11 protein-coding genes are annotated in these 12,975 nt (G+C 54.5%); 9 read left to right on the top strand and 2 right to left on the bottom strand.

Annotated features, from left to right (window positions below):
* Nucleotides 1-4: 4 nt before the first annotated feature.
* Nucleotides 5-1,102 carry a carboxynorspermidine decarboxylase gene (locus WA318_RS19565; protein ID WP_114098190.1) on the bottom strand — a complete coding sequence of 366 codons (1,098 nt, stop codon included), beginning with the start codon at nucleotides 1,100-1,102 and terminating at the stop codon, nucleotides 5-7.
* 617 nt (nucleotides 1,103-1,719) lie between these two features.
* Here WA318_RS19565 and WA318_RS19560 point away from each other — a divergent pair.
* A complete protein-coding gene (locus WA318_RS19560) occupies nucleotides 1,720-2,208 on the top strand; it encodes a VOC family protein (RefSeq protein ID WP_114098191.1) in 489 nt (162 codons plus the stop codon).
* 29 nt (nucleotides 2,209-2,237) lie between these two features.
* On the opposite strand, the gene WA318_RS19555 is transcribed toward WA318_RS19560, so the two are convergent.
* The gene (locus WA318_RS19555; protein WP_336083835.1) at nucleotides 2,238-3,272 is read right to left on the bottom strand and encodes a LacI family DNA-binding transcriptional regulator; all 1,035 of its coding nucleotides are present in this window, start codon (nucleotides 3,270-3,272) and stop codon (nucleotides 2,238-2,240) included.
* Between the two features lie 176 nt (nucleotides 3,273-3,448).
* Between WA318_RS19555 and WA318_RS19550 the strand changes: the two genes are divergently transcribed.
* The 8 genes from WA318_RS19550 to WA318_RS19515 all read left to right on the top strand — a co-directional run bounded on the left by WA318_RS19550 (nucleotide 3,449) and on the right by WA318_RS19515 (nucleotide 12,950).
* Entirely contained in the window at nucleotides 3,449-5,002 is a 1,554-nt protein-coding gene (locus WA318_RS19550) for a sugar ABC transporter ATP-binding protein (protein ID WP_114098193.1), read from the top strand.
* The gene (locus tag WA318_RS19545) at nucleotides 4,995-6,008 is read left to right on the top strand and encodes an ABC transporter permease (RefSeq protein WP_114098194.1); all 1,014 of its coding nucleotides are present in this window, start codon (nucleotides 4,995-4,997) and stop codon (nucleotides 6,006-6,008) included. The genes WA318_RS19550 and WA318_RS19545 overlap by 8 nt, the downstream gene beginning before the upstream one ends.
* Before the next feature lie 65 nt (nucleotides 6,009-6,073).
* Complete coding sequence (locus WA318_RS19540; RefSeq protein ID WP_114098195.1) at nucleotides 6,074-7,030, top strand: ABC transporter substrate-binding protein; 957 nt, start codon at nucleotides 6,074-6,076, stop codon at nucleotides 7,028-7,030.
* A 104-nt stretch (nucleotides 7,031-7,134) separates the two neighbouring features.
* Nucleotides 7,135-8,190 (top strand): sugar phosphate isomerase/epimerase family protein, encoded by a 1,056-nt coding sequence (locus WA318_RS19535; RefSeq protein ID WP_336083832.1) that lies wholly within the window; start codon nucleotides 7,135-7,137, stop codon nucleotides 8,188-8,190.
* A gap of 59 nt (nucleotides 8,191-8,249) precedes the next feature.
* Nucleotides 8,250-9,413, top strand: coding sequence for a Gfo/Idh/MocA family protein (locus WA318_RS19530; RefSeq protein WP_114098197.1), 1,164 nt, complete (start codon nucleotides 8,250-8,252; stop codon nucleotides 9,411-9,413).
* A 531-nt stretch (nucleotides 9,414-9,944) separates the two neighbouring features.
* Nucleotides 9,945-10,910 carry a 2-hydroxyacid dehydrogenase gene (locus WA318_RS19525; RefSeq protein WP_114098198.1) on the top strand — a complete coding sequence of 322 codons (966 nt, stop codon included), beginning with the start codon at nucleotides 9,945-9,947 and terminating at the stop codon, nucleotides 10,908-10,910.
* A 208-nt stretch (nucleotides 10,911-11,118) separates the two neighbouring features.
* Nucleotides 11,119-12,276, top strand: coding sequence for a TRAP transporter substrate-binding protein (locus tag WA318_RS19520; RefSeq protein ID WP_336083829.1), 1,158 nt, complete (start codon nucleotides 11,119-11,121; stop codon nucleotides 12,274-12,276).
* A gap of 101 nt (nucleotides 12,277-12,377) precedes the next feature.
* A complete protein-coding gene (locus WA318_RS19515; protein ID WP_114098199.1) occupies nucleotides 12,378-12,950 on the top strand; it encodes a TRAP transporter small permease subunit in 573 nt (190 codons plus the stop codon).
* The last annotated feature ends 25 nt before the right edge of the window (nucleotides 12,951-12,975 follow it).

Below are 12,975 nucleotides of genomic sequence, written 5' to 3'. Positions count from 1 at the left end.
CGATTTACGAAAGGCTCGATACGTAGTCATCAAAAGTGAACTCGCGAATAACGCGTTCAGTTCCGTCCAGTTCCCGGATCACGATGGACGGCATGCCGACCCCGTTAAACCAGTTCTTCTTGACCATGGTGTAACCGGCCGCATCCTGAATGGAGATACGGTCGCCAACCTTGATCTCGTTTTCGAAATCAAATTCCCCAAAGACGTCACCGGCAAGGCAGGACTTGCCGCAAATCATATAGTGATGATCGCCTTTATTGGGCAGCACCTTGGCATTTTCGCGATAGATCAGAAGATCAAGCATGTGGGCTTCGATCGAGCTGTCGACGATGGCAAGGTTCTTGCCGTTAAACAGGGTGTCGAGCACGGTGACTTCAAGGGTCGTGCTTTTGGTGATCGATGCTTCGCCCGGCTCCAGATAGACCTGCACGCCGAACTTTTCGGAGAATGCCTTAAGGCGCGCGCAGAATTTATCGAGCGGGTAGTTTTCACCGGTGAAATGGATGCCGCCACCAAGGCTTACCCATTCCACACGCGACAGCAGGGAGCCGAATTTTTCCTCGATATTGCCAAGCATCCGGTCAAACAGATCAAAGTCGGCATTTTCACAGTTATTGTGAATCATGAAGCCGGAAATCTGATCCATCACCGCTTCGACCTTGGTGACATCCCATTCGCCCAGACGCGAGAACGGGCGTGCCGGATCGGCAAGATCAAAGCTTGATGTCGATACCTGCGGGTTCAGGCGAAGGCCGCGCACAATGCCCGATGCCTGCGCGCTGAATCGGGTCAGCTGGCTGATCGAGTTGAAAATGATCTTGTCGGCATTTTCGATGACCTCGGCGATTTCACCGTCGGAATAGGCCACGCTATAGGCATGGGTTTCCTTGCCGAACTTCTGACGCCCGAGTTTGACTTCGTGCAGCGACGAAGACGTGGTGCCATCCATATAGTCGGACATGAAATCGAACACCGACCATGTGGCAAAGCATTTAAGTGCCAGAAGCGCCTTCGCACCGGAATGTTCGCGCACATAGGCGATCTTTTCCATGTTGCGCAGCAGCTTGGACTTATCAATGAGGTAATAGGGCGTCGCGGGCATGGGCGGCTCTCTATAACGATGTCACGGGAAAAATACGGATGAAACGCGATCAGTGGCGCATTACGCCAATTTCGGGTTTCGGGCAGTCACCAATATGGTGGAAATCAACAGATCAACTAGTGATCAGCAAGACGATGCGTGATCCAATAGACAGAGACAGATAAACTGTGTTCATTCATCACTTCTTCTCCGTCTAAAAGTTGTTGCCAAAATCAGCCGGTGGGAAAACCCGTTTCGGGTCAACCGGACGGCTGCGCGTGATTCTGCGTATCTTCCGCGACCCAATAGCAGCGGGGCGCATGGGGGTCAATACCGCATTGACCCCTATCTAATGCGATTTCGTCATTCCGCGCATGTTGTCGTTTCATGAAGCTTTACACGAACGTCCGTCGCATTGATTTCGATTTGTTATTCACCATCTGATATTTAAGGGCAAACGCACCGGTTAATGCGGACGTCCGGGCAACGAGCACGCCCCCAAAACCATGCCGATCCTGTGGCAAGTGTGACATCTAAACCACTGGTATTCAATGATCGGGAAATTTTGATGTCCCTTGTGGATCAAATGTGGCGCACAGGCGTTGGGGCAGTAAGGATAAACTCAGACGGAGGGGGCCATGTCACCTGCAGCTGTCAGTGTCGACCATCTTGCGTTTCCAACCCGCGACCTTGAGGCAACCGACCATTTTTATTCGAAGGTCATGGCGGCCAGACTTGTTCATGCCGAAAGCGGATACAGCCCGTCATGGAAAAGCGATTACTTGCTGATTACCTATGCCTTGCCGGACGGCACGCGGATTTCGTTTTTTGACTGGCCTGCCGATACCGGGCCATATCCCGATGATCCGCACATGCCCGATGATGTGTTCCATATCGGGCTGCGCTGTGCCGCGCCACGCGACGTGATTGCCTGGCAGAACCATCTGTTCCAGCACAAGGTTGTCTATCATAGCGAGGATGACGGACAATCGCGCCGCCTGTTCATTCGCGACCCGAATGGTATCCGCTATGAGATCTTTGCGTCTGAAACGGCCAAATCGGGGCAGGAGCACGAAGGAAATGCGCGTTCCGTCATGGGTGAATGGCAAAGGATTTCAGGGAGCTGATCAGAAACATCTGATCAGGGTGCCCGCGATCAGAGGGTTGGGCAGGGGCCGCTGCTTTGCCGGACAATCAGTTCGGTCGGAATGATGACCGGGCCGGTGTCGCGGGGGTCATGCAGGCCCTTTGATCCCAGACGATCCAGAAGCAGGGTGATGGCCTGTTCGCCCAATCGGCGGCGCGGCTGACGTACCGTGGTAATCGGCGGGTCATAGGCAGCCGCATGGGGGATGTCGTCAAACCCGACAACCGAGACGTCTTGCGGGATGCGCAATCCATATTCCTTTGCCGCGACAATCACGCCGATTGCCATGCCGTCACTTGCACAGGACACAGCCGTCGGACGGGTTCTCGGATCACCAAGCAGTGCGCGGCCTGCGGCAATTCCCGAATCAATCGAAAAATCGCCGCGATAAATCAGTGACGGATCATGGGCGATACCGGCGGCCTCAAGCGCGCGGCGATATCCGGTGACACGGTCAATGGTCAGGATATTGCCCGAGGGGCCACTGACATGGGCGATGCGCCGATGGCCCAGATCGGTCAGATGACGGTTGGCGATAAAGGATGCCTCGTCATTATCAATGATCACGGTCGGCAGGGCACATCCCGGAATACGTTCGCAGGCAACAACAACCGGCGGGGTTGCATTGGCAGGCGCATTGGCAAGCGACGCCGGAAGACGCCCGTTCAGCAGGATCATGGCGTCGGCCTGATTGCTGCGCAGATAGGCGGCATAGGTTGCTTCGCGTTCCGGATCGTTTTGAGTGTCACCGATCAGGACGTTATATCCTGCCTGGCTTGCGCCTTTTTCGATTCCCGACAGAATCGCCGAAAAGAACGGGTTTCCAATGTCAGGTACCAGCAAAAGGATCATGCCTGAACGGTTCAGGCGCAGGTTCCGTGCCATGACATTGGCAGTATAGCCGGTGGCGGTGATTGCAGTTTGCACTTTTTCACGTGTGGTTTCGGAAACCACATCGGGTTTGTGCAGGGCCCGGCTGACAGTGGCGATAGACACTCCGGCATGACGGGCAACATCTTCAATCGTCGCGATTTTTTCACTCATGCTTCTTCCTACTCCGCCGGATAAACCCTGTCCAGCGGCATTCTATGCGTCATTGCAGGGGGTGATTTTGGTCACAATCAGTCAAATGTAAAGGTTTACATTGAAAATGAAAACGTTTACACAGAGGGTAATCAAGAGCTGATCGCAAAAAATGCGACGCCAGGGAGGATATATTCATGACGGATGCGGCCGTTCACGCCGTTAATGCCGATCTGCGGGCGCAAACACGCCTGTCGGGGCGGCAAATTTGCAAGTCATTCGGTTCTGCGCAGGTTCTTTTCGATGTTTCCATCGATCTGAAAGCGGGCGAGGTTCATGCGCTGCTGGGGGAGAACGGCGCGGGTAAATCCACACTTGTAAAAATTCTGTCCGGTTATCATCAGCCAACAAGTGGCGCGCTGCTTCTTGATGACGCGCCGGTCGAATTTCATGACAGCGAAGTTGCGGAAAGTCATGGTGTGATCCTGATCCATCAGGAGCTTAACCTTGCCGAACAGCTGACCGTTGAAGAGAACATCTTCCTGGGGCGCGAAATCAAGCGCGGCTGGTTCCTTGACAAGACGACGATGCGCCTTGAAGCCAAAAAGCTTCTTGATCAGTTGCAATGTGATGTTGATCCGCGCACGCGCATCCGTGATCTTTCGGTTTCCGACCGCCAGATGGTTGAAATCGCCAAGGCGCTGTCAAAGAAAGCCGAGATTCTTATTCTTGATGAGCCGACGGCGGTTCTGACCGGGCGCGAGGTCGATATCCTGTTTGATCAGATCAAGCGCCTGCGCGATCAGGGTGTCGCGATCCTTTATATTTCCCACAAGCTTGATGAAATCAAAGCGATTGCTGATCGGGTCACGGTTCTGCGTGACGGACGGCACATCACCACCGAACCGGTTGCCGGTCTTGAAAAAGATGACATGGCGCGCCTGATGGTGGGGCGTGATATCAAGCAGATGTTTCCTGATCGTGCGCCGGGACATGCCGGTGATATCGCCCTTTCGGTGCGTAATCTGTCGGTTGACGGGCAAGTTCGCGATGCCAGTTTTGATCTGAGACGCGGCGAGGTTCTTGGCTTTGCCGGGATTGTCGGTGCGGGGCGCACGGCCCTGATGGAGGCGATCATTGGTCTGCGTGAACGCAGCGCCGGGACGATTGAGCGCAACGGTGCGCCGGTCACAATCAAGGATCTTCAGGACGCCAAAAATTGCGGAATTGCCTATCTGACCAAGGACCGCAAGGGCAGTGGGCTGCTTTTGAATATGGATATGCGGCCCAACCTGACTTTGCTGGCGCTTGAGAAATTCGGGCGTGTGATTATCGACCGCAAGGCCGAGGAAGCAGCACTTGAAGCCGCAATTGAGGCTTTTGATATTCGCGCAGCCGACCGCAAATCCAAGGTCGGCGATTTTTCCGGCGGGAACCAGCAGAAGCTTTTGCTGGCCAAGGTCATGGAAACCGACCCGGAGATTGTGATCATCGACGAGCCGACACGCGGCATCGATATCGGCACCAAAAGCCAGATCTATCATTTCATCGGCGATCTGACCAATCGCGGAAAATCCGTCATCCTCCTGTCGTCTGAAATGCCGGAGATGCTTGGCCTGTCTGACCGTATTGCGGTCATGGCAGCCGGACGCATTACCGGCATTCTTGAAGGTAACGACCGTAATGAGCATGAAATCATGCGGCACGCGACAGGAATTTCAGGCAAGCAGGGAGTGTCTGTTCATGAATAGCCTTGAGCGAACCGAAGCATCATCGTCAAGCCGGTTCCAAATCGATTTCAAGGCCCTGGGGCCGTTTCTGGCCCTTGTTGCCCTGTTTGTTTTGGGTGCAGCCATCAATGATGCGTTCCTCAGTGGTGGTAACCTTGCCAATATTTTCACCCGCGCGGCCTTTATCGGGATCATCGCCGTGGGTGCGACCTTTGTGATCACGGCAGGGGGAATTGATCTTTCGGTTGGTTCGATGGCGGCATTCATCTCGGGTGCGATGATTGTTGTGATGAATACGCTGGTCGCAACCCTTGGCGCGGGGATCGAGACGGTCCTGATTGGCGTGTTGCTGAGCGTGGTTTTGGGGGTTGCGGCGGGTGCCGTCAACGGACTGGTCAGCACCAAGGGCAAGATCGAAGCCTTTATCGTTACCCTTGGCACAATGGGGATTTACCGGTCGCTTGTGACCTATATGGCCGATGGCGGGACCCTGTCGCTTGATTTCGAAATGCGCGGTGTTTATCGCCCGGTTTATTATGGCGATGTACTGGGTATTCCGGTGCCGGTGATTGTGTTCTTTGCTGTGGCGGTCGCCGGTTATGTGTTGCTGAATATGACGCCGTTTGGCCGGAAATGCTTTGCCATCGGATCAAACGAGCAGGTTGCGCGCTATTCGGCGATCCATGTCGACCGGGTCAAGACCCTGACCTATGTGATCCAGGGACTTTGTGTGTCGCTTGCCACCATCATCTATGTGCCGCGTCTTGGGTCGGCATCAAGTTCGACCGGTGTTCTGTGGGAACTTGAAGCGATTGCTGCGGTGATTATTGGCGGCACGATGCTTAAAGGCGGTTATGGCCGCATCTGGGGCACGGTTGTTGGCGCAATCATGCTGACCACCATTGGCAATATTCTGAATTTGACGGATGCGATCAGTAATTATCTGAACGGAGCGGTTCAGGGGCTGATCATTATCGTTGCCGTGTTCCTGCAACGCGGGGACTGGCGACGCAAAAAGAGCAAATAACCGGCGATCAACGTCCGGGAAGAATGTGAAAACGCATCATTTTTTTTGATCAGGAGGAAGCGTTGATGAAAACGTTTACAAAATATCTGGGGGCAGCTTGCGTGCTGGGTCTTGGCCTTGCATCCACGACTGCACTCGCAGCAGATAAAATCAAGATCGGGGTTTCTATTCCTGCGGCGACGCATGGCTGGGCCGGTGGTCTGAACTGGCACGCCGAACAAGCTGAAAAGCGCATTGAGGCGACCTATCCGAATATTGATGTCATCGTCGTCAGTGCAAATGGTGCATCCGAACAGGCCAACGACCTTGAAGATCTGGTGTCTGTGCAGAACATCGATGCGCTGGTGGTTCTGCCGTTTGAATCCGATCCGCTGACGATTCCGGTCCAGCAGGTCAAGGAAGCAGGCAAGTTTGTAACGGTTGTTGACCGCGGGCTTTCAATTCCGGGGATCGAGGACGTTTATGTTGCCGGTAACAACCCGGAACTTGGCCGTGTGTCGGGCGAATATATCCGTGATCGTCTGAATGACGAGGGCAAGATCGTTGTCCTGCGCGGTATTCCGACCACCATTGACACCGAACGTGTGGATGCCTTCGTCGATACGCTTGATGGCTCCAAGATCGAAATCCTTGATATGAAGCACGCCAACTGGAACCGCGATGACGGCTATGAAGTCATGCAGGACTTCCTGTCGCGCTTCCCGAAAATCGATGCAGTCTGGGCACAGGATGATGACATCGCCCTTGGTGTGATCGAGGCTGTCAAACAGGCTGATCGTACAGATGAAATGTTCATCGTCGGCGGTGCTGGCATGAAAGACATCATCAAGCGCGTGATGGATGGCGACAAACTGACCCCGATTGATGTGCTTTATCCGCCGGCAATGATCGCAACCGCGATTGATATTACCGTGATGAAGTTTACCTCGAACGCGCCGGTCGAAGGCCGTTACATCCTTGGTGCGACTGTCGTGACCCAGGAAAACGCCGAGAACTTCTATTTCCCGGACAGCCCGTTCTAATCAATATTTGATTGGGATCGGCAAACCTTGGTGTCGGGCGGAAGCCCGCCCGACACCGCCATTTTCCTGAACTATCCATCCTATTGCAGTCAAAGAGGCCCGTGATGAAAACGCTTAAGGGACCGGCAATCTTTCTTGCCCAGTTTGCAGGCGATGAAGCCCCGTTCGATAACCTTGATTCCATAGGTCGCTGGGCTGCATCGCTCGGATATAAGGGGGTTCAGATCCCCAGCTGGGACAAGCGCCTGTTTGATGTTGAAAAGGCGGCAAGCAGTAAGGATTACTGCGATGAAATTACCGGCACCCTTGCTGCGCATGGCGTGCAGGTGACCGAGCTTTCTACCCATCTTCAAGGTCAGCTTGTTGCCGTTCATCCGGCCTATGACGAAATGTTTGACGGCTTTGCCGCACCGGAAGTCCGCGGCAACCCCAAGGCCCGTCAGGCATGGGCCGTTGACCAGGTCAAAGCGGCGATCAAGGCATCAAACCATATGGGTATCAACGCCCATGCGACATTCTCAGGCGCACTTGCCTGGCCTTATGTCTATCCCTGGCCGCAGCGCCCGGCAGGCTTGATCGAGACCGCCTTTGACGAGCTTGCAAAACGCTGGACGCCGATCCTTGATGCTGCCGAGGATGCAGGTGTTGACGTTTGTTATGAAATCCATCCGGGCGAGGACCTGTTTGATGGTGCGACATTCGAGATGTTCCTTGAACGCGTCAAGAACCATCCGCGCGCCAATATCCTTTATGATCCGAGCCACTTTGTTTTACAGCAGCTTGATTACCTTGATTTTATCGACATTTATGCGGATCGTATCCGCATGTTCCATGTCAAGGATGCCGAGTTCAACCCGACCGGGCGGCAAGGCGTTTATTCCGGATATCAAGGCTGGGCCGGACGGGCCGGGCGGTTCAGATCGCTTGGCGACGGACAGGTGGATTTTGGCGCAATCTTCTCGAAACTGGCGGCGATTGATTTTGATGGCTGGGCCGTGTTGGAATGGGAATGTGCGCTTAAACATCCCGAAGACGGTGCCCGCGAGGGGGCCGAATTCATTAAAAACCATATCATTCGCGTGACCGAAAAGGCCTTTGACGATTTTGCCGATGGTGGCACCGACGAAGCCGCAAATCGCCGCATTCTTGGTCTTGGTTAAGGCGGCCTGATTGAGGCCAGCCCGTTCGCATACAGTCAAAAAGACATCTGGAGACAGTTATGAGCAATCCTTCCAATCCCGGTCGTCGCATTCGCCTTGGCATGGTCGGCGGTGGTCAGGGGGCGTTTATCGGTGCCGTACACCGGATAGCGGCCCGTCTTGATGATCGTTATGAACTGGTTGCCGGTGCGCTGTCATCGAAACCCGATGTTGCGGCGGCATCAGCTGCGGAATTGTTCATTGCGCCGGATCGCAGCTATGACAGTTTTGAAACCATGGCAAAGGCCGAAGCGGCGCGTGAAGACGGCATGGATGTTTGCGCAATTGTTACGCCCAACCATGTGCATTTCCCGGCAACGATGGCGATGCTGAATGCCGGGATTCATGTGATTTGTGACAAGCCGCTTTGTCTAACGGTTGATGAGGCCGAACAGATCGCTGCCAAGGTCAGGGAAACGGGGCTTCTGTTTGCGCTGACCCACAATTACACCGCCTATCCGATGGTGCGCGAAGCCCGCAAGATGGTCGCCGACGGCAAGCTTGGCGATATCCGTCTGGTGCAGGTTGAATATCCGCAAGGCTGGATGGCGACACGGGTTGAGGATACCGATAACAAACAGGCTGCCTGGCGGTCTGATCCGGCAAAGGCTGGCATGGGTGGTGCGCTTGGTGATATCGGAACGCACGCCCATAACCTTGCCGAATTTGTCACCGGGCTTGAGATCAGCGAGCTTTGTGCGGATGTCGATGCGCTGGTGCCGGGGCGCAAGCTTGATGACAATGTGCAGATCCTGCTGCGCTATAACAATGGTGCGCGTGGCATGCTGTGGGCAAGCCAGGTTGCCGTTGGCCACGAAAACGGCCTGCGTCTTCGGGTCTATGGGGACAAGGGCGGTATTGAATGGGCCCAGGAACATCCAAACCACCTGCATTTCCGACCGCTTGACGGTCGTCCGGAACTGATGACGCGTGGCGGGGCGGGCATCGGTGCGGAGGGGATGCGCGGGGTGCGCGTCCCGCCGGGACACCCGGAAGGATATCTTGAGGGCTTTGCGAACCTTTACACGGACTTCGCCGATCAGCTGAACGCCCATATCAGCGGGACCAAACCCGATGCCGGATCGCTTTTGGTACCCGGCGTGGTTGAGGGTCTTAAGGGTATGAAATTTGTCGAGGCCGTCGTGCGGTCCGGGCGGGACGGGGCCGTGTGGGTCAAGATGTGATTGCCGTGCGGATCTGTTCATCTGGGGATTACAGATACCAGCCGATCACATGATACGGATTCTTCCCGACCGGCACCTTGTCGGCGTCGCAGCCGCTGCCTCAATGGCAGCGGCTTTTTTTTCGGCGCTGCTTTGGATGAAATTATTGCTTTCGATCATTGCAACGGGGGTGCGAAAACGTCGGATCGTTCACGAAATCCGGGGTGATTTGTCACGGAATGTGAATTTTTACGTGCGATTCTCTCACGGCATGTAGCCCGGTTTATACTTCTGGATGGTGTGATATCCGGGGCGAGAGGCCAGATGTCCGGTTTGAAAATTCCCAGCTCCGAGAGCCTTTTTATTTATTGAAATCATAAACTTGATGAACGTTTGACGTGGGTGTGCCGCAGTTCACACCACCGCTGGTTTTCCACGAAGTGAAAAAGAATTACCAGTTGATTGATCCCCTATTGATGGTTTTTTCGTAAGGGTGTTTGCTTGAAAGATAATAAATAAATCTACCTTCAGGGAAAAACCGGGAGCGTTCGCATGCCCGAAAAGCCAAGGCTTCTGATTACACGCCGTCTCCGCGATGCCGTTCAGGCACGTGCGGCGCGTGACTATCAGGTGCTGACAAATGATGAAGACCGTGTCTTTACCCGCGACGAGCTGATTGAGAAATGTCAGCATGTTGATGCGGTATTGCCGTGCCATTCCGAACATTTCTCGGCCGAGGTGATCGCGGCATTGCCCGAGCGCCTCAGGATCATTGCCAATCACTCGGTCGGTGTCGATCACGTTGACCTGTCAGCGGCCAGGGATGCGGGCATTGTGGTCACCAACACGCCCGACGTCCTGTCGGATGCCACGGCGGAAATTGCCATGCTGTGCATGCTTGGGGCTGCGCGTCGCGGGGCCGAGGGGGACGCCATGGTGCGGGCCGGGAAATGGGATTTCTGGTCACCGGCCTTTATGGTCGGGCGGCAGGTCACCGGCAAGCGTTTTGGCGTTCTCGGGATGGGACGTGTCGGGCAGGTGGCGGCCGAACGCGCGCGTGGTTTTGGAATGACTGTTCATTATCACAATCGCCAGCCGGTCCCGGATCATCTGGCCAAGGGTGCAATCTACCATGACACCATTGAAGGGCTGTTTGCCAATTCCGATGTGTTGTCACTGCACTGTCCATCAACACCGGAAACCACCGGCATCATCAATGCCCGGACCATCGGATTGTTGCCGGACCGGGCGATCCTTGTGAATACCGCGCGCGGCAATCTGGTGGACGAGGATGCGCTGGTTGATGCGCTTGAAAGCGGCAAGCTTTTTGCCGCCGGACTTGATGTGTTTCGGAGTGAACCCGGTGGAAATCAACGGATTAGCGCGTTGAAAAACGTATTTCTGTTGCCACATATAGGCTCCGCTACCGAAGAAACACGCGATGCGATGGGATATCGCGCGCTTGATAATCTTGATGCGTATTTTTCTGGCCGTGAACCGGGCGACCGGGTGGCATAAAAAGGCGGGAAAACCGCCGGATATCAGTTAGTTCACAAGTTCTAATAATAAGAAAATGCGTGCCGTTTTTCTGGTCCCGAAACGGGATAAGCGCATGATCAATGACTTTCATTACTGAGGTCAGGGACTTTTGAAGGCTGACAGTTATCGTTGGTTTTCCGGCAATGGTTGTCGGAAAAAGCGATAAATCTGGGAGGAAATAATGGATATGAAGACCAAGTCAAAAGACGTGAAGTCCAAGGAAGTATCCCGCCGTTCGTTCCTTACCAAAGGTGCGACCGGGGTCGTTGCCGGCGGTGCAGCAGCATCAGGGCTGTTTGCCGCACCTGCCGTTCATGCACAGCAGGCACCGATGGTGCTGAAAATGCAGACTTCCTGGCCGTCATCCGACATCTGGATGACGTTTGCCCAGCAATATGTTGACCGCGTAGAAGCCATGTCCGGTGGTCGTCTGAAGATCGACCTTCTTCCGGCCGGTGCGGTTGTTGCTGCCTTCCAGGTTCTGGATGGCGTGAATGACGGTGTTATCGATATCGCCCATTCCGTTCCGGTTTACTGGTACGGCAAGAACAAGGCGGCTTCCCTGTTTGGCACCGGTCCGGTCTTTGGTGGTTCTGCAACCACGATGCTGAGCTGGTTCTATGCGGGGGGCGGCGAAGAGTTCTATCGCGAACTGATCCAGGACGTTATGGGTCTTGATATCGTTGGTCTTCTTGGCTTCCCGATGCCGGCACAGCCGTTCGGCTGGTTCAAGGGCCAGGTGAACTCGGTTGCTGATATTCAGGGCTTCAAATACCGCACCGTTGGTCTGGCAGCGGACCTTCTGCAGTCGATGGGCATGTCTGTCGCACAGCTTCCGGGGGGCGAGATCGTCCCGGCGATGGAACGCGGTGTGATTGATGCGTTCGAATTCAACAACCCGTCATCGGATATGCGTTTCGGCGCGCAGGACGTTGCGAAGAACTATTATCTGTCTTCGTACCATCAGGCATCTGAAAGCTTCGAATTCCTGTTCAACAAATCGTTGATGGAAGACCTTGATCCGGATCTGCAGGCAATTCTGCGTCACGCAGTCGAAGCAGCTTCGACCTCGAACACTGCGCTGGCGATGGATAACTATTCTGCCGACTTGCAGAAACTCCAGGACGAAGGTGTTGAAGTCCACCGGACCTCGAAAGAGATCCTCGCAGCACAGCTTGAGGCTTGGGACAAACTGATCCCGACACTTGAAGCTGATCCGTTCATGAAGCGTGTTCTGGACAGCCAGCGCGCGTGGGTTGAACGCGTAACCTATTACGAACTGATGAACTCGCCTGATTATCAGCTTGCCTACGATCACTACTTCCCGGGCAAACTGAAACTCTGATCAACCAGCCAAGGTTTTTCAGTGTTGCGATGAAATCTGACTGCCCCGTCTGGTGCGATTGCATCAGGCGGGGTGGTTCATAGGCTAACGGACAGGGTTTCATGATTGGATTTATTGAATTCGCGGACAAGCTTTCTGGCTGGTTTGGCAAGGCTTTTGGCTGGTTGATCATTCTGATGACGGTCGGCATGAGCTATGAGGTTGCTGCGCGATACCTCTTTAACGCACCCACGACATGGTCGCTTGATGTTTCATTCATCATGTATGGCACGCTGTTCATGATGGGCGGGGCCTATACCCTGTCACGCGGCGGGCATGTCCGGGGGGATTTCCTGTACCGTCTCTGGAAGCCCAAGACGCAGGCGATGGTCGATCTGGTGCTTTATATCTTCTTCTTCTTCCCCGGTGTGACCGCCCTTATTCTGGTCGGTAGCAAATATGCCATCCGGTCGTGGGGATATGGCGAAGTAAGTGTGAACAGCCCGGCGGGTGTTCCGATTTTCCAATTCAAGGCGGTGATGGTCGCGGCCGGTATTCTTCTTTTCATCCAGGGCATCGCACAGGTGATGCGCTGTATTCTCTGTATCCGTGAAGGGTACTGGCGCAATGCAGATGATGATGTTGAAGAAACCGAAGAACTGCTGATCAAGCAGCGCGTGGTCAAAGAAGACTGATGATGTTCAGCCTTTGCCAGCCATA

Source organism: Thalassospira sp. CH_XMU1448-2 (genome assembly GCF_037027285.1).
GTDB lineage: Bacteria > Pseudomonadota > Alphaproteobacteria > Rhodospirillales > Thalassospiraceae > Thalassospira > Thalassospira profundimaris_C.
Note: the sequence above shows the minus strand (reverse complement) of the source record. Positions and strands in the feature narration are given on the sequence as shown.